General features: G+C 36.2%; 21 protein-coding genes. 4 read left to right on the plus strand and 17 right to left on the minus strand.

The features are described from left to right. Nucleotides 1-16: 16 nt before the first annotated feature. From H9655_RS05330 to H9655_RS05365, 8 genes are all read right to left on the minus strand, one after another. Nucleotides 17-634, minus strand: a complete 618-nt coding sequence (locus H9655_RS05330; RefSeq protein WP_191811682.1) for a DUF2812 domain-containing protein — start codon at nt 632-634, stop codon at nt 17-19. A gap of 14 nt (nt 635-648) precedes the next feature. Next, nucleotides 649-972: a PadR family transcriptional regulator gene (locus H9655_RS05335; protein ID WP_191811683.1), complete on the minus strand. Its 324-nt coding sequence runs from the start codon at nt 970-972 to the stop codon at nt 649-651. Between the two features lie 246 nt (nt 973-1,218). Then, complete coding sequence (locus H9655_RS05340; RefSeq protein WP_191811685.1) at nt 1,219-2,190, minus strand: NAD(P)H-dependent flavin oxidoreductase; 972 nt, start codon at nt 2,188-2,190, stop codon at nt 1,219-1,221. Between the two features lie 178 nt (nt 2,191-2,368). Further along, nucleotides 2,369-3,322 carry an alpha/beta hydrolase gene (locus H9655_RS05345; RefSeq protein WP_191811687.1) on the minus strand — a complete coding sequence of 318 codons (954 nt, stop codon included), beginning with the start codon at nt 3,320-3,322 and terminating at the stop codon, nt 2,369-2,371. A 13-nt stretch (nt 3,323-3,335) separates the two neighbouring features. Beyond that, entirely contained in the window at nt 3,336-4,979 is a 1,644-nt protein-coding gene (locus H9655_RS05350) for a flavin-containing monooxygenase (RefSeq protein ID WP_225230457.1), read from the minus strand. Between the two features lie 186 nt (nt 4,980-5,165). Then, nucleotides 5,166-7,592, minus strand: coding sequence for a DNA topoisomerase IV subunit A (gene parC / locus H9655_RS05355; protein ID WP_191811689.1), 2,427 nt, complete (start codon nt 7,590-7,592; stop codon nt 5,166-5,168). Then, entirely contained in the window at nt 7,589-9,565 is a 1,977-nt protein-coding gene (parE, locus tag H9655_RS05360) for a DNA topoisomerase IV subunit B (protein WP_191811692.1), read from the minus strand. The genes parC and parE overlap by 4 nt, the downstream gene beginning before the upstream one ends. Nucleotides 9,566-9,892: 327 nt before the next feature. After that, nucleotides 9,893-10,306 (minus strand): CoA-binding protein, encoded by a 414-nt coding sequence (locus H9655_RS05365; protein ID WP_191811694.1) that lies wholly within the window; start codon nt 10,304-10,306, stop codon nt 9,893-9,895. Between the two features lie 319 nt (nt 10,307-10,625). Between H9655_RS05365 and plsY the strand changes: the two genes are divergently transcribed. Further along, on the plus strand, nt 10,626-11,228 hold the full coding sequence (gene plsY / locus H9655_RS05370) for a glycerol-3-phosphate 1-O-acyltransferase PlsY (protein ID WP_191811696.1): 603 nt from the start codon (nt 10,626-10,628) through the stop codon (nt 11,226-11,228). Between the two features lie 361 nt (nt 11,229-11,589). Further along, the gene (locus H9655_RS05375) at nt 11,590-12,678 is read left to right on the plus strand and encodes a sensor histidine kinase (RefSeq protein WP_191811698.1); all 1,089 of its coding nucleotides are present in this window, start codon (nt 11,590-11,592) and stop codon (nt 12,676-12,678) included. A gap of 108 nt (nt 12,679-12,786) precedes the next feature. Here H9655_RS05375 and brnQ (H9655_RS05380) read toward each other — a convergent pair whose 3' ends face one another. Next, complete coding sequence (gene brnQ, locus H9655_RS05380) at nt 12,787-14,133, minus strand: branched-chain amino acid transport system II carrier protein (protein WP_191811700.1); 1,347 nt, start codon at nt 14,131-14,133, stop codon at nt 12,787-12,789. Nucleotides 14,134-14,537: 404 nt separating this feature from the next. Continuing rightward, the gene (gene brnQ / locus H9655_RS05385) at nt 14,538-15,884 is read right to left on the minus strand and encodes a branched-chain amino acid transport system II carrier protein (protein ID WP_191811702.1); all 1,347 of its coding nucleotides are present in this window, start codon (nt 15,882-15,884) and stop codon (nt 14,538-14,540) included. Nucleotides 15,885-16,252: 368 nt separating this feature from the next. Here brnQ (H9655_RS05385) and H9655_RS05390 point away from each other — a divergent pair, with 368 nt between their 5' ends. Continuing rightward, entirely contained in the window at nt 16,253-16,912 is a 660-nt protein-coding gene (locus H9655_RS05390; RefSeq protein WP_191811704.1) for a GntR family transcriptional regulator, read from the plus strand. An 87-nt stretch (nt 16,913-16,999) separates the two neighbouring features. After that, nucleotides 17,000-17,290 carry a HesB/YadR/YfhF family protein gene (locus H9655_RS05395; protein ID WP_191811706.1) on the plus strand — a complete coding sequence of 97 codons (291 nt, stop codon included), beginning with the start codon at nt 17,000-17,002 and terminating at the stop codon, nt 17,288-17,290. A gap of 34 nt (nt 17,291-17,324) precedes the next feature. Here H9655_RS05395 and H9655_RS05400 read toward each other — a convergent pair whose 3' ends face one another. The 7 genes from H9655_RS05400 to H9655_RS05430 all read right to left on the minus strand — a co-directional run bounded on the left by H9655_RS05400 (nt 17,325) and on the right by H9655_RS05430 (nt 21,895). Further along, on the minus strand, nt 17,325-17,618 hold the full coding sequence (locus H9655_RS05400; protein WP_191811708.1) for a hypothetical protein: 294 nt from the start codon (nt 17,616-17,618) through the stop codon (nt 17,325-17,327). Nucleotides 17,619-17,635: 17 nt separating this feature from the next. Then, on the minus strand, nt 17,636-18,052 hold the full coding sequence (locus tag H9655_RS05405; protein WP_191811710.1) for an acyl-CoA thioesterase: 417 nt from the start codon (nt 18,050-18,052) through the stop codon (nt 17,636-17,638). Further along, nucleotides 18,021-20,354 (minus strand): AAA family ATPase, encoded by a 2,334-nt coding sequence (locus H9655_RS05410; protein WP_191811712.1) that lies wholly within the window; start codon nt 20,352-20,354, stop codon nt 18,021-18,023. Before H9655_RS05410 ends, H9655_RS05405 begins: the two co-directional genes overlap by 32 nt. A 127-nt stretch (nt 20,355-20,481) precedes the next feature. Further along, nucleotides 20,482-20,625: an acid-soluble spore protein N gene (locus H9655_RS05415; protein WP_191811713.1), complete on the minus strand. Its 144-nt coding sequence runs from the start codon at nt 20,623-20,625 to the stop codon at nt 20,482-20,484. Nucleotides 20,626-20,688: 63 nt separating this feature from the next. Beyond that, nucleotides 20,689-20,826: an FbpB family small basic protein gene (locus tag H9655_RS05420; RefSeq protein WP_095373332.1), complete on the minus strand. Its 138-nt coding sequence runs from the start codon at nt 20,824-20,826 to the stop codon at nt 20,689-20,691. Between the two features lie 130 nt (nt 20,827-20,956). Then, nucleotides 20,957-21,457, minus strand: a complete 501-nt coding sequence (locus tag H9655_RS05425) for a peroxiredoxin family protein (protein WP_404826072.1) — start codon at nt 21,455-21,457, stop codon at nt 20,957-20,959. 21 nt (nt 21,458-21,478) lie between these two features. Next, nucleotides 21,479-21,895 (minus strand): hypothetical protein, encoded by a 417-nt coding sequence (locus tag H9655_RS05430; protein ID WP_191811715.1) that lies wholly within the window; start codon nt 21,893-21,895, stop codon nt 21,479-21,481. Nucleotides 21,896-21,931: the final 36 nt, after the last annotated feature.

A 21,931-nucleotide genomic window follows, 5' to 3' on the forward strand; every position in this document is an offset into this window, starting at 1 on the left:
GCTATGATGAATCATGTTATTTTTTAATCATTGACTGAATATATCGTTTATTTGCTTTATAACTAAAGAATAAATAGGATAGAATAGACAGTGGAATGAATGTCCAAGCTGCCCCTCTGAACAAGGCAAAAGGTGTCTCAAAAATAAACGAAAACCAAAATGAGGTTCCACTTTTGTCCCATAGCCCCGGGGTTAAGTAAAGTTCTCTTGGTCGAATGAGATAAACTGGATCAATGATGCCTGTAAAATAAAGACAAATTAAAAGTGGAAAGTTACTGATGGCAAGTATTAGAGAAGAATGGGCATAGCGCTTATACCTTTTTGCTTTTGAATCATTATCTGAAAAAATGTCGTCTATTGCTCGGTCATCGACTTTCTCAAAATATTGGATTCCTGAATATTTTGATCCAGCTAAATGTCTCCAACCACTATCCTCGAACAGTGTAATATAATCCCAAAAGTCTGTTGAATGACGAAACTTTCTGAAATCTATTTTGATTTTTTTCGCTTTTGGCTCAGCTAAACGAAATTTGTAGCCGAAATTAGTGCTATCTAACTGGTATCCTTTACTCGCCATTTCTTCTAACCATTGTTCCTCTTTATCAAAGTCAATAAAAAGCTTAAATTTACGCATCTTCTCCCCCTCCATTATTTATCGGTTTTAGAGAACAAGTTGTCAGTAATGTGAATCATATGGCTCATCCTCTTGTAATCTTGTTTTAGTACCTCGATGCCTTTCTCTGTGATTACATACGTTTTCCTACGCTTATCATCACTTTGCACAGATTTTATTAACCGATGTTTGACTAGATTTTCAATGGCTCCGTACATCGTTCCTGCCGCTATTTTCACCTTGTGGTCACTTAATTGCTCCACTTTTTGCATCATGACATATCCATGTGAAGGTTCAATTAATGATAATAAAATATAATAGGTTGTTTCGGTTAATGGCGAATATTTGTTTATGTCCATTGAATCACTCCAACACAAAATATACAGTTAAACTATATAGTTCAATTATATACAGTCTAACTGTATATTTCAATAAGCCCCTTATTAATTTTCTTTTTTACTTACTTAATGACTTTTTTGTTTTTTCTTTATCTATTGAATATTTGGAACATGGTTCTAATAGAATTATTTTCACTAATTTTTGTATGCTTGTAAATTCGGGCATTAAAAAAAGCCACCTAAAAGGCGGCCAAGAGGATTCATTGATCACGTAAATTGTTTGCTATGGGCGAACAAGTCGGCTTGGGCTTGTTGATATTGCTGTTTTAGTTTTTTGACGTAATCAGCAGTAGTTGTGACTGCGGAAATAGCAGCAATACCTTGTCCACTTCCCCAAACATCTTTCCATGCTTTTACTCGATTTTCCCCGAAATTCATTTTGCTTGGATCACTATCTGGTAAATGATCAGGATCCAATCCAGCAGCTTTTATTGACGGTTTTAAATAGTTACCATGAACCCCAGTGAATAGATTACTATAAACAATATCATCTGATGAACCATCCACAATGGCTTGTTTATACTCTTCTGAGGCTCTAGCTTCCTCTGTAGCGATAAATGGCGAGCCAATATAGGCTAAGTCTGCACCCATTGCTTGCGCCGCTAATATGGCTCGTCCGTTCGCGATAGAGCCAGACAGTGCTAAAGTTCCATCAAACCATTGTCTAATTTCTTGAATAAGCGCAAACGGACTTTTATCTCCAGCATGGCCACCCGCTCCTGCAGCAACAGCAATTAAACCATCTGCACCTTTTTCTATCGCTTTATGCGCAAAAGTGTTATTAATTACATCATGTAGTGCAATACCTCCATAACTATGAGTAGCAGAGAACACTTCCTCTCTCGCTCCTAGAGAGGTGATAATAATGGGTACTTTATATTTCACGCATAGCTCCATATCTTTTTCTAATCTTGTATTTGATTTATGTACGATTTGATTAATCGCAAATGGTGCAGCTGGTTTTTCGGGATTTTGTGCATTATAATCATTAAGCTCTTCTGTAATTTGCGCTAACCACTCATCTAACTGTGAAGAAGGTCTGGCATTTAATGCTGGCATCGATCCAACGATACCAGCTTTACATTGTTCAATCACTAGCTTTGGGTTACTAATAATAAAAAGCGGTGATCCGATGACCGGTAACTGTAATTGCTGAAATTGTTTTGGCAAACGAGACATTTTTCTTTTCTCCCTTCAAAGAACGAATGAAAACGGTAACACCTATTTACAGCTGTTTTCTATATGTCCAATTTAACCCATATTTCTGTTACCCGTCAATTAAATATCAGATATTTCTAAATTAACAATATTTTTTCTGCGAAAATGAGCTGCGATTCAATCACGCAGCTCATTCTTTTTATTTCATGATTTTCACTTTTGGGTTAAGCGCTTTCTTTAATGCTTGTATATAGTTGTGAATGGCTGTACTTCCCAAATCAGAAGTTGGATTCAATAATTCAAAGCCATGATAAGCGCCAGGATAAATCTGAAACTCTACATCGACCCCATCTTTCGCTAGCCTCGAGACATATTCAATTGTTTCATCTCTAAATGGATCCAATTGACCCACACAAGTATAGGTTGGTGGCAAGCCAGAATAATTTTTTGCTCTTGCTGGAGCAGCATACGGTGAAATCTCGCCATTGATATTTTTACCTAAATACATTCTCCATGCTTCTAGGTTATTGCCACGATTCCATATCGCTCTTTCATCGGTGATTTCATAGCTTGATGGACTCGTATTGCGATCATCTATCATTGGATAAAGTGGCATTTGGAAGGCAATTTTTGGACCGTTTCGATCTCGTGCTAACAGTGAGAGCGCAGCTGTTAATCCCCCGCCCGCACTCTGACCAGCTACTGCGATTCTACTTCTATCAATCTTTAATTCTTCATAACTTTCATGCATCCATAACAAGGCAGCATAGCAATCTTCTATTGCACATGGATAGCGATGCTCTGGAGCTAACCGGTAATCCACTGACACAACCACACATTCAGCTTCTTTTACAAACGCTTGACAAATAGCATCACTACCATCTGGATGACCAGTTACATAACCTCCTCCATGTATGAAAAGAACAGCTGGTAGTGCCTCTTCATTTCTATTAGAAGGTTCATAGATCTTCACTAACATTCTTTGTTTATCTCCACCTTGAATGGATAATTGATTAATCCTTACATAAGGGGAGGTTTCCACTGGAACGAATGCGGCCTGCCTTGCTGCTTCTAACCCCTCAGGTAACTTAAATGGTGGAAAAACCTCACAGATTTCTCTTATTTCTTCCGCTACTCTACTCATAAAATCCATTAATAACACTCCTTTACATACTTTTTGTGATAGAAGAATATTGGTCAAATCCGCTATACTCACTAGTAGCGCAGTTCTCGAGGATTTTTCCGTATGGTCCTAGTCCTCCTAGATAAATTAAAAATGCTTCAGGCTTTCCTTCTACATTTGCCCCTGAGTACCATGAAGGGGTCTTGCTATATAATGTTTTTCTATATACTTCTTCACAGTGGATACGCCATTCCTCTTCTTGTTGCGCATTCGCTTCTACCATTTCAAGCCCTTCTGCCTCTATATAAGCAATAAAGCGGTCAATCCAATCCACATGCTGTTCAATACTTGTCGGCATATTTGTTGCAACAGATGGACTTTGTGGTCCAGTAATCATAAACATATTCGGGAAGAGGTTAGTCGCAACACCTAAGTAAGTTGATACATTGGCGCCATGTTCCCATTTTTCTTTTAGTGATTCTCCTCCACGTCCTTTAATATCCATATTTAATAATGGTCCGGTCATGCCGTCATAACCTGTAGCGAACACGACCATATCTAAGGGGTACTCTTTGTCTGCTGTGCAAATGCCGTTTTCACTAAATTGTGTTATAGGCGCAGTTTTTACATTGACAAAGTGGACGTGTGGCAAATTAAATGTTTCGTAATAATTTGTATCAAGAACTAATCGTTTAGTGGCAATGGGGTAGGTGGGTAATAATTTTTCTGCCAACGTTTGATCCTTAACAACTTGTTTAATCTTGTCTTTAACAAATTGACTAAGTGTTTCATTAGAGGATTCATTAAGTAATAAATCATTATAAGTGGCACTAATCTCAAATCCGCCTTTATTCCATGCTGTTTCATAAACTTCCTGCCTTTTGAATTGATTTTCTTCTAAGGCAGAAATCGGTCGGGAAAAAAACGGATAACCAGTATGAGATTGAAACATTTTATTTCTTGTATCTAATCTATTTGCTTTATATTCTTTAATTTCTTCTTCTGTGTAAGGGTGATTTTGTGCGGGAATCGCATATTGAGGAGTTCTTTGGAAGCTATATACTTCCGCTGCTGTTTCTGCAATAACCGGTAAGCTTTGAATGCCGCTTGAGCCATTGCCAATAATTCCAACTTTCTTGCCACGAAAATCTACTTCGCCATGGGGCCAAGTACCTGTGTGATAGCTTTCACCTTTATACTGGTTATAGCCTGATATTTGCGGTATATTCTTCGCATGTGCTGAGAGACAACCGACAGCTGTAATAAAATATTTGCATGTCAATTGTCGACCATCTTGTAAATACACTCGCCATTGTGACACTTCTTCATCAAAATGAGCCGCACTTATTTCTGTTTGTAACTCGATATCCTCTCTCAGTTGTAAGCGATCCGCTACAAAGTTTAAGTATTCGAGAATTTCTGGTTGTGTCGGATAACGAGAACGCCAAGACCATTCTTCATATAGCGTTTCTGAGAAAGTAAAATTATACGTATGGCTCTCTGAGTCACACCTCGCACCAGGATAGCGGCTCCAATACCAAGCTCCGCCTACACCAGCACCTTTTTCAAAAACCCGCACCCGTAAGCCACGTTCTCGTAATCTGTAGAGCATATACATGCCAGAAAACCCAGCACCAACAATGATTGCATCATAGGAAGGGATATCTTGATGATTGTGATTGGCCATCAATTACTCACACCTTTCTACTTGAATGATTGCGCTTACATTTTAAAGATTACGTCGATTTACATGCTGACTTTTAATAATATTATACTTACCTAAGTAAAATTCCTTTCAATTCAAGAAATTTTTTAAAAAAAATAAGAGATACCCTTATAAAGAGCATCTCTCATTTTTATTCTAGCACGATGTTTAATCGTTCTTTTCAGTCCATAAATGAATAATGGAACCATTTTCTTCTTCATCCAAAATGAACGATCCATTGGAGTAGCGATCATTGAATCGAAGTTCATTTATTGCGATAGACTCTATTGCTCCTTTTTCACTTTCAACAAATGCCGTTTCATGGTTATTTGTTATCACCATACCGACAATGCGATGCGGATGTTTTTTCAATTCCCGTAACATCACTACACCTCGTTTTGCCCTTGATGTTTGCTCAAACTCTTGCAGTTTCATTTTTTTCACTGCCCCGCGCTGGGTTGCTATGACAATTGCTTCATCTTTTTCATTTTTAATCATTTTTCCAGAAACAACATAATCATCATCTTTTAGATTAATTCCTTTTACACCCGCAGCTCTTGGACCTACTAAGTTTACTTCTTCCTCATGGAATCTGAGGCCATAACCTAAATGAGTCGTGAGAAACACATCATATTCTCCATGTGTTAAGTGAACATCGACAACCTCGTCTTCACCTTTTAAGTTAAGAGCAACAAGCGCTTTAGAGAAACGTTGTGCCTTATATGATTTTAATTCGGTTTTCTTCACCATACCGTTTTTCGTAATAAATAGTAATGTCGCGTTCTCTTGTTCAAAATCAGTAATAGGGATGGCATGAATGATACATTCATCACGATCAATAGCAATGATATTGGCAATATGTTGACCCATGTCCTTCCAACGGATATCAGGTAATTGGTGAACAGGACAATATAAGTAGCTGCCCTTATTCGTAAATAGAAGGAGAACATCGGTTGTATTCATCTCTAGCTTTGTTAATAAACGGTCGGATTCTTTCATCGCTAAATCTTGTCCATTTGAAGCAGAATAAGAACGCTGGCTTGTCCGTTTAATATACCCATCTCTTGTGACAGTAACAATCACATCTTCATTTGCTACAAGAACTTCTAGGTTAATTTTAATTTCTTCTATTTCTGCTTGAATTACTGTTCTTCGATTGTCTTCAAATCGCTTCTTCACTTCACGAAGCTCTTTTTTTATCACTGATGCGAGTTTCTTGTCACTGGCAAGAATCGATGTGAGTTCCTCTACTTTGGCCGCTAGTTCTTCTGCTTCTGCACGCAAAGCTGTAATATCCGTATTCGTCAAACGATAAAGTTGTAATGAGACGATCGCTTCTGCTTGTGGCTCTGTAAATTGATACTCTCTCATCAAGTTCTCTTTCGCATCACGCTTATCTTTTGAAGCACGAATCGTCGCGATGACTTCATCCAATATAGATAACGCCTTTATGAGTCCTTCAACGATATGCTGACGTGTTTGCGCTTTTTCTAAATCGAATTGTGTTCTACGTGTGACAACCTCTTTTCGATGGTCAATATAGGCATCTAATAAGGGAACTAAACCCATCGTTTTCGGATGACGGTTATGAATCGCCACCATATTAAAATTATATGGGATTTGCAGATCAGTATATTTATATAAATAGTGTAAAACACCTTGTGGGTCAGCATCTTTCTTTAATTCAACGACAATTCTCAGCCCAGTACGATCCGTTTCATCACGGACTTCAGCGATTCCTTCGATTTTACGATCGAATCGAAATTCATCCATTTTCTTCACTAAGTTCGCTTTATTGACTTCATAAGGAATTTCAGTAATGACAATTTGCTTTCTACCACCACGAATATCCTCGAAATCTACTTTACCACGGATAATAACCTTACCTTTGCCCGTTTCATAGGCTTTCTTAATACCTTCCACACCTTGTATCATTCCACCGGTAGGAAAATCAGGTCCTTTTATATACTGCATTAAGTCATCGACAGTACTTTGTGGACGATCCATACGATGAATAACAGCATCAATCACTTCTCCGAGGTGATGAGGTGGAATTTCCGTTGCATACCCGGCAGAAATGCCTGTTGATCCATTGACAAGTAAGTTAGGATAACTCGCTGGTAAAACTGTTGGCTCATTCGAAGTATCATCAAAGTTCGGGATAAAATCAACCGTTCTTTTTTCAATATCATTTAAGAGTGCAGAAGAAATAGAAGATAATCTCGCCTCTGTATACCGCATCGCAGCAGGCGGATCATTATCGATACTACCATTATTACCGTGCATTTCAATAAGAAGCTTGCGCAACTTCCAATCTTGACTCATACGCACCATGGCATCATATACAGACGTATCACCATGTGGGTGATAATTACCAATCACATTACCGACCGTTTTTGCCGATTTTCTAAAACCTTTATCATGCGTATTTCCTTCTACATGCATGGCATATAAAATACGACGCTGTACGGGCTTTAGCCCGTCTCTCGCATCAGGTAATGCTCTATCTTGTATAATATATTTACTATATCTGCCAAATCGGTCCCCAAGGACATCTTCTAACGGCAGATCACGAAATTGTTCTGCTTTGTTCATGAATCTAACTCCTCAAGCGTAGAAATGTTTTCATTTTCTAAAATGCTGCCATCTTCTTCTAAGCCAAATGCAACATTGGTTTCAATCCATTTTCTACGCGGTTCAACTTTATCACCCATTAATGTGGTAATTCTACGTTCCGCTCTCGCAGCGTCATCAATTTTCACACGGATGAGCGTTCTCGTTTCCGGATCCATTGTTGTTTCCCATAATTGGTCAGCATTCATTTCACCAAGTCCTTTATAACGCTGAATAATATAGCCTTTACCGACCTTCTTAATCGTATCCGGAAGCTCTTCATCACTCCATGCATACTCTATTACTTCTTTCTTTCCTGAACCTTTACTCACTTTATACAATGGTGGTAAAGCAATATAGACTTTACCTGCTTCAAGTAACGGCTTCATATAGCGGTAAAAGAAGGTCAATAAGAGCACTTGAATATGGGCGCCATCAGTATCAGCATCCGTCATAATAATCACTTTATCGTAATTAATATCTTCAATCGTGAAGTCACCACCGACACCCGCTCCAACAGCGTGTATAATCGTGTTTATTTCTTCATTTTTAAAGATATCTGCGAGTTTCGCCTTCTCAGTATTTATTACCTTACCCCTTAAGGGCAATACCGCTTGAAACCTTCTATCGCGCCCTTGCTTTGCTGAACCACCTGCAGAGTCACCCTCTACTAAATATAATTCGTTTCTTTCTGGGTTACGTGATTGAGCAGGTGTCAGCTTCCCTGATAAAACCGCTTCAGCGCGTTTCTTCTTTTTCCCGCCTCTAGCGTCTTCTCTCGCTTTACGTGCTGCTTCTCTTGCTTGAAAAGCTCTAATTGCTTTCTTAATTAATAAAGAGCTTGTCTCTGGATTTTCTTCAAGGAAATAGGAGAGGTGCTCTGATACAACGGCATCGACTGCTGAACGTGCTTCACTTGTGCCGAGCTTACCCTTTGTTTGTCCTTCAAATTGTAAAAGTCCTTCGGGTACACGTACGGAGACAATCGCTGCGAAACCTTCTCTTAAATCGGTTCCTTCTAAGTTCTTATCTTTCTCTTTTAACAGCTGGACTTTGCGGGCATATTCATTGAACACCCTGGTCATCGCTGTTTTAGCTCCAGCTTCGTGCGTCCCTCCATCTTTCGTACGAACATTATTCACAAAAGAAAAGACATTTTCTGAAAAACCATCATTAAATTGGAAGGCAAAATCAACTTCAATGCCGTTATGCTCGCCTTCAAAACTAACTACTGGATGGAGCGTGTCTTTTTCTTCATTTAGGTACTGAACGAAAGCTTCAATTCCGTTTTCATAATGGTAAATCTCTTTAAGATCATGACGTTCATCCGTTATTTCGATTTTCATCCCTTTTAAAAGAAAAGCGGATTCTCGTAATCGTTCACTTAACACTTCAAAATTATATGTAGTTGTTGAAAAAATCGTGGGATCTGGTTTAAAGTGGATCGTTGTCCCGACTTGATTCGTTTTGCCAACTTTCTCAAGCGTTGTTACTGCCTTTCCACCGTTTTCAAATCGCTGTTCATAAACAAGTCCATCACGTTTAATTTTTACAACTAGCCATTGGGATAAGGCATTAACAACTGATGCACCCACACCATGAAGTCCACCACTTGTTTTGTATCCACCTTGGCCAAACTTCCCTCCAGCGTGCAACACAGTCAATATGACTTCGGTTGTAGGCTTGCCCATTTTGTGCATTCCGGTCGGCATTCCCCGACCTTTATCTTGAACACTAATTGAATTGTCTTTATGTATTTTGACAATGATATGATCGCCGAAACCTGCGAGTGCTTCATCTACAGCGTTATCGACTATTTCGTATACAAGGTGGTGTAACCCTCTTGCATCCGTACTTCCAATGTACATTCCGGGACGTTTTCTAACAGCTTCTAATCCCTCAAGTACTTGTATGGCATCATCATTATAGTCAAATACTTCCTGATTTTTTGCCACAAGCATTCCCCTTTCATCTCTTCAAAAACCGTCTATTGTCTATCAATCCGAGTTGGCAATAGAGTTTGATTATATCATAACCGCCTCTTTATGCACCTCTCTACATTAGATATCGGTTTATTATTCCATTCTTATTCACTATATTCCTTCTTAATCATGCGAGTAGTATGCATATATGTTCCTCATTGTAACATGCTTTAAAGATAGATATACTGTTGCAACAAGGAATAAGAACAAACGTTCTAATCATTATATCATATTTTCTCTACTAATCCGCTTATGAAAGAAAAAGCATGAAATCAAATTCATGATCCCATGCTACAAATGTTATTTTGTTAGCGCATGCTCTACTTTAATGCATCGATCCATGATCACGGTATAACCAGCATCACTTAATTGCTGAAATACACCTTCATCTACAACACCTAGCTGAGTCCAAAAAATGGGACAATCAATATTTTGAAATTCACTTGCAAGACTTGGCAAATATTCTGAACGTCTAAAGACATTAACAATATCCACTTTGCCTTCTATTTCAGCTAATGATGCAACCGCTTTTACACCTAATACTTCCTTAATTTTCGGGTTAACAGGAATAATTTCGTAACCACTTTTTTGCATCGCTTCACTTACCATATAGGATGTGCGATTAGGGTTATCACTTAATCCTACGACGGCAATCCTCTTTGCTTGTTTTAACAACTTTCCAATTTCAGTTCTTGTTGGGTTTTCTATACTCAATACATTCACCTCTTATTTTGAACTCTACACTATTTTATCTGAATTAAAGTATAAATGCGAATAGATCGCAATTCTGTTCTTTCTAACATAATATCGTCATCTCTTTTATACAGCTTTCTTTCTCGCTAAATTTACGCCATACCGCTTAACAAAAATGTTCTTTTCTACTAATTTTACTCATATATCTATTTAACATTCGTTTCATAATAAAGGAATCAATCTTGGCACTTGAAAAGATAATTTAAATGCAACATAGTACATTCACTTATTTACATGGTACAATATAAGAACTGTATTTTTATTCCGTGGGGGAGAGTTTATGACATTTGAAGTAATCATCGTTTTTCTTATTGCTTATTTAATTGGTTCCATTCCATCTGGATTAATCATTGGTAAAGTGTTTTATGGCATTGATATCCGTGAGCATGGTAGTGGTAACCTTGGTGGGACAAACACTTTCCGAACGCTAGGGAAAAAAGCAGGGTTTACCGTTACACTTGCAGATATCCTAAAAGGTACAATAGCTGCTGGAGTATTACCTATCTTCTTTGATATTGATATACATACAGTGATTATAGGGATTTTTGCTGTTATTGGACATATGTATCCGATATTTGCAGGATTCAAAGGTGGTAAAGCTGTTGCTACATCTGCAGGTGTTGTGCTGGCGTTCGTGCCTGTTATGTTTGCGGTCATATTAGTTGTATTTTTCATCTCGCTTCTCACTACTAAATATGTTTCATTATCATCAATGATTGCTGGTATTGCAGGATTGATTTATTCAATTATTCTCGGTGATCCAATTTTAATCATAGTGATTGCCTTAATGACATCGTTCATCATTTATCGACATCGTACAAATATTAAAAGGATTGTCAATAAAACCGAACCAAAGGTCAATTTATTCAAAAAGAAAAGATAGACATCCAAAAGACAGCGTTAAGGAATGCTGTCTTTTTCTTATCTATCCATTTCTTTACTAGGTAGAATGACGTGAGTCTTTTCTCTAATCAATCCTAAAAAATCCCTTTAACGAATGAAAACGGTGATTGAAAGCCATTGAATGACTTTGGTATGATAAGATTAATCATTCCAACTTTGCTATTTATTTAAAAATATGACATTTTAACTCAAGTACATAACAAAATATGTAGAGAAGTTTCGTGTTTTTTTCTCAATATACATCTTTTTCTAACATATATTGCAATTTCTTCTAATAGAATAAAAGAGCATGACATTAAATACTACTTCCACATGACAAACAATGGTAAGGATGATAAGAAATGAAATTAACTGAGATTGTCTTAAAAGAACTACCATTTCCATACTTCTTAATTGACAACAATAATCACGTGGTTTCAACATCTATAGTTAATCAACATACAATCATTGGTACCCCATTCACACAATTAATGAATTACGAAGATGTCGAACAATTTAATGTAATACGCAAGAAAAAAGCAGTTCTTAATTTACAGCTATTTTTCGGTAACGGGTATCACAATTATCGCGTCTATACGATTCCAGAGGAAGAATCATGTCATTTATTTTGCTATCCCTTATTTCATTCATTATCTGCTGACCATAACTATCAAACACAACAATTGGAACAGAAACTTCTCAGATTTAGTTTAGAACTGAATGAAAAAAAGAAAATCATTCATGAAACAGCTTCTCAGATTAATGAAGCAAATTTCACAAATGAATACGCACAAAATTTAAGTACACTTGCAGCATCTATGGCACACGAAATCCGCAATCCACTTACAACAGTTAAAGGTTTTTTACAATTGTTAAAACCCTATCTCAATGAGTCAGGGAAAAATCAATATGTTGATATTGCTCTAGATGAGATTAATCGTGCCAATGACATTATCCATGAGTTTTTAAATGCAGCAAAACCAACAGACAATATTAAAGAACGTATTTCTATTAATAAACTTGTCCACGATACTTTCCTGTTGTTTCAAAGTGAAGCGATTTTAAAAAATACAGCACTCACATTCCAATTATCAAAAGATGACCCGTATATAAATGGAAACGCCAAGCAATTAAAACAAGTATTAGTCAATCTAATTAAAAATGCACTCGAATCATTTGATACAGTGGAGCAACACCAAGAAAATACGATTAAAATCTCTGTTAGAAGTACAGATGAAACCTGTATAATCGTTATAAAAGATACGGGTTATGGGATGAATGAAGAGACATTAGAAAAGCTTTTTCAACCTTTTTATTCTACTAAAACAACGGGCACAGGCATTGGGTTATCCATCTGCAAAAGAATTATTGAACAACATAATGGGTGGATTAACATTTCATCTGAAATGAATGTAGGTACAACCATTACAATTACATTACCGCTTGATTAAGATCATACATACAGAGTTGAGAGATGAACTTAACATATCTGAATAATCAGCATTGTCCTTATATCAATAAAAGAAGCCTCCATTTTAGTCGGAGGCTTCTTTTTCTCTTTAAATGACTTGTTCTTTTTCATCCTCAACTTTTTTCCGTTGAAATAAGCCAATAATCATTCCTATAACAGCGCCTATAAATGCAGGTAATAACCAACCTAGCCCTACATCATATAATGGAAGAATACTAGAGAAAAGATTATCTACTGAGGCAATCGTATATCCTGCTGCTTTAAAGCCATCAAAGACACCAATAATAAATGTAAATAACATACTCATTTGATAAACCGTTTTCTTGCCATTAAACAATGGGTGTAAGAATGTAAGAATTAATAATACAATCGCTAATGGATAAATAGCTGTCAATACCGGTACTGAAATAGCGATCAATTGACTTAAACCAAAATTAGCAATGGCTGCACTAAATACTGAGAAAATAATAACAAATGTATTATAAGAGACTTTAGGCATGATTTTACTAAAATAAGCTGCACATGAGGAGATTAAACCAATACTAGTCGTTAAACAGGCTGCAATAACAATTACACTTAGTATAACTCCTCCATATGAACCAAAATAATGTGCTGAAACTTCAGATAAAACCGCACCACCATTTCCTAAAATACCTAATTGCGAAACACTACTTGCACCAATGTAAGAAAGTGAGCCGTATATCAAGGCAAGCAATCCGGCTGAGATTAAACCTGCTTTAATAACTGAAAGCATCACCACTTTATTTGATTGAACGCCTTTAGAACGTATCGCATCAATTACAATGATTCCGAATACGAAAGCAGCAAGAGCATCCATTGTTAAGTAGCCTTCAGTGAAACCGTTAAAGAAAGAGTTAACAGTATATGCCTCACTTGGTGCTTGTAGAGACCCTAGTGGATTAACAAATGCTACTACAATTAAAATTAAGATAAATAATAGTAGAATAGGTGTTAAAACTTTCCCTACGATATCAACAATTTTCGATGCATTTAGAGAGAAAAATGCGGTAATTCCAAAGAAAATGATGGAGAAAACAACTAATCCAATCGTACTCCATTCATCAGAAATGAAAGGTCTAATACCAATTTCATAAGAGACTGTACCAGTTCGCGGGATCGCAAATAATGGTCCGATAGATAAATATAATACAACTGTGAAAACTAGACCAAACAATGGATTTACACGACTTGCAAGCGATTGCAAGTCACTCTTACCAGAATAGCCCAGAGCGATTACACCCAATAAAGGAAGGCCAACACCTGTAATAATAAAGCCCGCTACCGCTGCCCATACGTTCGTTCCTGCTTCTTGACCCATCATGACTGGAAAAATTAAGTTCCCAGCTCCAAAAAATAATGAAAATAACATAAACCCTACTGCAATAATATAAGAAGATGGAACCTTTTGATTCATATCTTCTACCCCCTTCTGCACCTACTGTTGTAGTTAACAATCATAAATACTATAATTTACTAATTCTTCAGAAAGTTCATATTTAAATATAATATTGTATGAATTACAATCTCTGAAAAAATTCAAGCAATATATTGCATTCTTAAAGTAACATATCCTTGTGTTGAATGCAATATATTATTTTAAAAAAATATAGTCATATGTAATATATTAATAGAATTATTCTTAGTTTTATTTATCTTCCATGCTCATTTACTAGAACCACGATAATAGAATATATGTGATTACTTACGTTTTTGATTGGAGTGGCTTAGAATAATCCGTCTAGATATCAAAAATATTTTTATCGTTCACATAAAAAAACCCTTACAAAAGTAAAGTCTTTTGTAAGGGTAAAGAAACAGTTAAACTAATTCTTCATTCTCTTTTATCTTTGTCTTCCTTTTAAATAGATCAATAACAATACCTACAATCACACCGATGATAGCTGGTACAATCCAACCTAATCCCACCTCATACAGCGGAAGAATGTTTGTGAATAAATTATAAACAGGCTCAATTTGAACACCAGCTTCTTTTAAACCATCAAAAACACTAACAATAAACGTTAAAATCATACTCACTTGATATACAGACTTCTTGCCATTAAAAAACGGATGGAAAAATGTTAAAATTAACAATAAAATCGCCAAAGGATAAATCGCTGTTAGTACGGGAACAGAAATAGCAATTAGCTCTGTTAAACCAAAGTTAGCAACAGCGGTACTGAAAATAGCAAATGCAATTACATATGTCTTATAGGAAAATTTAGGCATGATCTTATTAAAATAGCTAGCACATGAACTGATCAAACCTACGCTTGTTGTCATACAGGCAATGATCATAACAGCACTTAGAACGATCCCACCATAAGAGCCAAAATATGCATAGGCTACACCTGAAAGAACAGCTCCACCATTTTCGAGAACGCCTAATTCTGCAACACTACTAGCACCCATGTAAGCCATTGCACTATAAAAGAATGCTAATAAAATTGCAGCAATCAAACCAGCCTTCATAGTAGCAAACATAATAGAGCGGTTTGACTCTATACCTTTTGCACGCAGTGCATTTATAACAATTACCCCAAAGACAAATGCAGCCAGTACATCCATTGTTAAGTAGCCTTCTGAGAAGCCATTAAAGAATGAGTGTTGTGAATAAGCTTCTGTTGGCTCCGCAAAAGATCCAAGAGGATTAAAGACAGCAACAAGAATTAATAATAGTATAAAGCTAATTTTAATAGGCGTTAAATATTTACCTACGATATCAACAATCTTTGATGAATTTAATGATAATATCGTTGCAACTCCAAAGAAACAGATTGAGAATATTAATAATCCAATCGTTAGTGAAGATTCTGGCAATAATGGTCGGATTCCAATTTCAAATGAAACACTTCCTGCTCTCGGGATGGCAAATAATGGACCAATAGCTAAATATAAGATAATAGCGAAAATCAGACCAAATGTTGGATTAACTCGACTTGCAAGCGATTGCAAATCACTCTTACCTGAAAAGCCAAGAGCAACAACAGCTAATAATGGAAGCCCCACACCAGTTATAATAAACCCAGCTGTTGCTATCCAAACATTTGTACCCGCTTCTTGCCCCATCATAATCGGGAATATTAAATTACCCGCTCCAAAGAACAAAGAGAATAACATTAAACCTAGTACAACTACATAAGAATTTGAAGATTTTTGATTCATATTACAAGTTTACCCCTCTCAAATACTAATAGCATGTGATATTCACACCGCCAGTATTTTCAGAATATTAATTCTTATAAGAATTAAATATTTCTGAAATAATATTAATAATTTCTTCCACCCATAGAACCTCTTTAATATATTGCATTTATAAGATAACATATCACTAAAATGAACACAATAAATTATGCTAATAAAAAGAATGCTAAAGGTGATATATTGCATTAAAAACTATATTATTATATAATTTTTTCTATATATTACTAATACGGATAGAATTTTTTCTGTATTTCTTAGAGCAATTTAAAAAATCACACCATACTAACAGAATAATGAACAGATATTTGATACGACAAAGGTGGTTTATTATGCCAATTCCAAGTAATTTTTCAACTCCACAACGACTTTCGGCCAAAAAACGCGCATTCTTGCAAATTCAAGAATGGATTATTGATGGCACGTTAAAACCAAAAGAAAAATTGAATGATGCTGATCTTGCGGATGCTTTAGGAGTCAGCAGAACACCTATTAGAGAAGCATTACAATTATTAAATTCCCAAGGGTTTGTAGAAATGTATCCTGGAGTCGGGACACAAGTTACTGCAGTAAACCACGAAGATATAACGAAAATCCTCCCTCCATTAAGTGTTCTGCAAGCATTGTCTTCTGAATTAGTAGCAGGCAATCTGAATCAAGAGGTGATTCATCGTTTAAAAGAAATTAATCAAAAGTTTGCTGAAGCTATTAAAACTGAGGATTCATTCTCTGCTCTTAAATATGACGAAGAGTTCCATCAATTAATTGTAGATGAAACTAAAAATCCTTATATTACTCAGGCAATTGAAGGTCTCCAACCTCACGTGATGAGACTTTACTATTATAAAGCCATTATCTTAACAGAATCATCTATCGACGAGCATGAACGGATTATTCAAGCGCTAGAAACAGGTGACAAACAAACAGCCTCTGATGTAACAAGAATCAATTGGATTCGTGCCATCAACGAATATTTCTCTGAGCATAAATAAGGTTCCTTTCTCTTAGCAATCAAAATCTTAGCAGTGCGATTCGCTTTCGGATACAATAGGCTTATAAAGATAGAAGGAGATGGGAACTTGGACATTCGATTGAGTGAAAAAGCCATTAGTTGGTTCAAAGATGAGATGCTTTTGACAGATGGAGATTACGTTCGTTTTTTTGCCCGTTATGGAGGTTCAAGCCCGATACAACAAGGCTTTTCTTTAGGTATTTCTAATGAAGAACCGATTAATCCTGTTGTTATAAAAGAATCAGAGGGTATCCAGTTTTTTATCGAAGAAAAAGACTTATGGTACTTTGATGATCACCATTTAATTGTTAATTATGATGAGGACTTAAACGAACCGCAGTATAAATATGAAAAATAAAACATCACCCCTAGTGCACTAGGGGTGATGTTTTTTAACGCCAAATATGCTCTTCTTTTCCCTCTAACCTCATAATTTCGATTTGTTTATCGCCTAATAAATCATAATGAGAGTAACCATCCTTACGGTGATGAATCCACTCCGGCTTCAATCCGTACTGTTTCCCCCATAAAATGAGCTGATTCAAGTCGGACGCTCCCACCTTCGTCACCGTTTTACACGCGGGGAAACGATCATCTAGCCAATAATGAGTAAGAAAGGCGATCTTTCCTGCATCTATATCAGATTTCCACTTTCTTATAACCGCCTTCGTAATACCGAACGCCATACTACAGCCTTCTTTCTTTATTTCTTTGCATTTTCATATGCTTCATGCCAATCAGGAAACTTCCTTCGAAGTGAAATTGGTCGAAAACTATCCTTCTTCACACAAGTGTGTAATGACGACCCACTAACAGCAAGAATGCCTTCTTGGTTATATATTTCATATCCGTAAGTTGTCCTTAAACCATCATAAGCCTCCACCCATGTCTTGACTGTGGCTGTTTCCCCATAATGGAGCGGTTTTTTATAAGATGCTTGTATGTCGAGTACAGGTGATAGTACACCTTGTTCTTCTAATGCCGCATAATTAAAACCTAAGTCTTTTACGAATTGCGTTCGACCTAGTTCCATCCAAATAATATAATTGGCATGATAGACCACACCCATTTGATCTGTTTCTGCATATCTAACTTCTATCTCTTTCGTTGAAACTAGCACTTGTCTTGTCTTCCTTTCTATTTACACCTAATGTATTCATAAAATCTGTCTCTGTTAATGTAGATAACGAAGACTCACTTGTATGTGACTCTTCCATAATTCTTCTAGCTTGATTTTGAATGGCCCCTTCAGCAAGATTCACAACTAATCGGCCATTCCCTTCTGTTACTGTTTTTGTAAAATACTCCAGTAGTAATTGTTCAGCAGTCTTCGTTAAACTCATTTCATATCTTGCTAAAAATGCTTTCATCATCTTCAGCATCTCTTCAGCAGTATAATCCGGAAAATGTAAAAACTTTTTAAAACGTGACCTGAGTCCAGGATTACTTACCAATAGCTTTTCCATCTCCTCAGGGTAACCTGCTAAAATCACAACCAAGTTTTCATTATGTTTAGTCATTTCATCTACAAGCGTATCTATCACTTCTTTTCCATAATCAGCATTGATGTCTGATAACAGGGAATACGCTTCATCAATAAACAACACACCCCCTAATGCTTGGCGAATAAGTTTTCTTGTTTTTAATGCTGTCTGGCCAATATAACCAGCAACAAAGTCTGCTCTACTCGAAACGATCAAATGACCCCGTTTAAGCAAGCCGCATTCTTTTAATAATTGCGCGAAAATTTTCGCTATCGTCGTTTTTCCAGTACCTGGATTCCCTGTAAAAACTGAGTGTAGCTGTACAGGAATGGTCGGTAATCCTTGTTTCCCGCGCATATGCTGTACTTGTACAAATGACACTAAAGTTTTTACCTCTTCTTTAACATGTTCCAAGCCAATCATTTCATCCAGTTGCTTCTGCGGTTGATCAACGGACTCTTCCTCATCGATGGTAAAATCATCTTCATCTAAGATTGTTAGTTCTCTAATATCCGCTTCCTCACCCTTTATACCTTTAGAAAAGATCGCATCGAGAATGACATCATGTACAGCTCTTGCATTACCAAAAGTGTCATCAACACGCTCTCTTTCTATTCTCTTTAACAACGCCCTTTCTCCCGAACTAGTTAGCACATAATCATTATTTAAAGCGATTCGCTTACCGATCTCTAACAACTCATAGTCAGTGTAATCTTGAAGATGGAGATGATTGGCTTGCGGGAAACGACTGCGTAATCCTGGATTTACTTCAAGAAACTGTCGCATTTCATCAGGATAGCCTGCCAATATTACTGCCAATCGCCCACTATACTTTTCACTTGTCATTAACGAAACAAGGGTATCAATAGCGAGTTGTCCATAATCGTCCTTTGATTGAGCTGAGCGATTCAATGTATAAGCCTCATCGATAAATAATACTCCACCCTGCGCTTTTTCGACTAATTGCGCAACATTCTCTTCCGTTTGCCCAACATATGCACCGACTAATTGTGAACGATTGGTTTCTATGACATTCTCCCTTGGTAAGACACCTAAATGATGGTATATACGGGCAAGTGTTCTCGCTAAAGTTGTTTTACCTGTCCCAGGATTCCCCGTAATCACCATATTCAAACTAAGTTGATCTCGCTGGTTAAAACCTAAAGTACGACGTCTATTTTGATACTGTAAAAATTGATAATAAGCTTTAATTCTCTTTTTTACATTCATCATACCTATCATTTCATCAAGTTCATTTAAAGGAGTCACATGTTGCTTTTTCTGTATTTCATAGTTTTCGATTTTTTGTTGCCACTTTTCTTTCACTTTCAAAAGTAGCTCAATTTTTCGCTTTACTTCATCATAATGTATTGCTGTATGAAATACGCCGGATATTGACTGCTCATATGCTTCTGCAACCTCAACTAATTGATTGCCAATGGAAAGTGCTTCTTCAAGGATAGCATATAAATCGTCTACAAAAGGACTCAGTTGATCATGCTGATAATGGCTTAGTTCCTCTTTTTGTCCTTTTAAATGTTCTTTTGCTTTAATCGTTTGTTGCATAAAACGGTTTGTGATGGCGATCATTTCTTCTGCAGCATATTTTTTTGTAGCTCGATTATCAGTTTCACGAATAATAGGATATTGAAGTTGATCCATGAATTCTTTGTTAATCATCCATTTTGTTTCTGCAAGCGCTTCTTTTGCTCTGAAATTCTGCGGTGATAATTCAATCGCCTTTTGTAACCATGCAACTGGCAATTGAACATCTGTTTTTTCTCTTATAGCAGACAATTGCGATGCTTCTGTTAGCAACTTTGATAATTGTTCAGCATCAGACTTTTCATCTAAACGAGAAATTTGTTCAAATATATTTCTTTCTGTATGTACTTGCTGGGAACCATTTTTGTCAACATCTGTTTTCTTTTGTTTCATTCTATTCACATCACTTTATTCAATGGTTTAAACTAACTATACCATATTTTTTTCTTCACATTGAAGTAAAGCCGCTTACAGACAAAAGGATGCTTAGGTACGGTTTACCTAAGCATCCTTTTATCATTTATTCACCTTTTGTTTGAATCACATCTGGTTGCTTGCCTGATTTATCCTGCATTTGTTTTCCTTTATTGCCACCAAACCCCCTTGATTGGGTACCAAGGTGATTGGGTACAAAATTTTTACTATTTCTTTTTGGATTACCCATCACTTATCCCTCCTTCATTTTTTTATTATGTTCGGAAGTTAAGTGAACTAATCAGGTAAAAATCTACTCTGCCTTCAAGTGACTAGCATGTTTTTCTTCTAATCGCATCTCTATTTTATCCATTGCAGACTGATCTTTCATTAATTGCAGCTTATTCTCCAATACTAAATCAGCAAATGTTCTTCTTTTTGGTTTTCTCATAAAATTCTTCACCCACCATTTCTTTCTATTTACAAACAGTATGCCCTATTCAATAGAAAGTTATTACAAATTTTAGAAAATTTAATAATGGGTTTCTCTATTGGAAAAATGTAAAAATAAAAGAGTTAAATTAAAACTGTTTTAACTTTTCTTCAATTAATGATAAAGGCATAGCACTATAGTACTTATCTCTTATGACACCCTCTTCATCAATGAAATAAGTTGTTGGTATTACGAGCACTTGATAAATCTCATTTATATGATCATTCTCGTCTAATAAAACCGGAAAAGTAATACCTAAGCGTTCAATATATTTGCCTACATTACTTTTTGTATCAATGTTTACCGCAATGATTTCTATATTAGCATCCTTTTTATTTTGATAAAATAATTGGAAATCACGCATTTCTTGTTTGCATGGTGCACACCAAGTAGCCCAGAAATTGAGCATCACTTTTTTTCCACGGAAATCCGTTAAACTGATATTTTCACCTTCAATAGTCTGGAGCATAAATTCGGGTGCTTTTGTGCCGATCTTCAAGCCTGGTAATTGATCTTCTGCTGCAGTTTTTAAAGGGATGAATAGCCAAAAGCAACAAAGGAATAATACGATTTTTTTCAACTTGAACACTCCTTCCTCTCATTATTGTTCCTAATAGGAAAGAAAATATAGTGTTCTCATCATCCAAAATGAAAGGAAATAAGTAAGTAAATAAACGAAAGCGATACGCATCCAAGGAATCATTGGGAATTGCGAGCGATAGGCTTTAATAAATAAATATATAAACATGATAATCAAAGCAAAATATAGACCTTTCAGTCCACTACTTAAATAAACAATTATGAAAGGATTTTTTATTACATCTGCAAACTTCGTTATTAGAGGCAACCCTTTATAACTTAGGAGAAAAATGATAAGACCAGTCATCAGACTAGAAGTAACTTCATCTTTTATTTCCTCCTCCACCTTAAAGAAAGTTTTTAAAAGAAAATATGTGATTACAAACGCGATCGCAAGACTTAACTGATTCACAGTGATTAAAAACGGACCAATCATCCACGCTTTCATTTGTTATCTCCTTTTATTTCAATATGCTCAAAAAAC

The sequence above is a fragment of the Cytobacillus stercorigallinarum genome (genome assembly GCF_014836495.1).
Lineage (GTDB): Bacteria > Bacillota > Bacilli > Bacillales > Cytobacillaceae > Cytobacillus > Cytobacillus stercorigallinarum.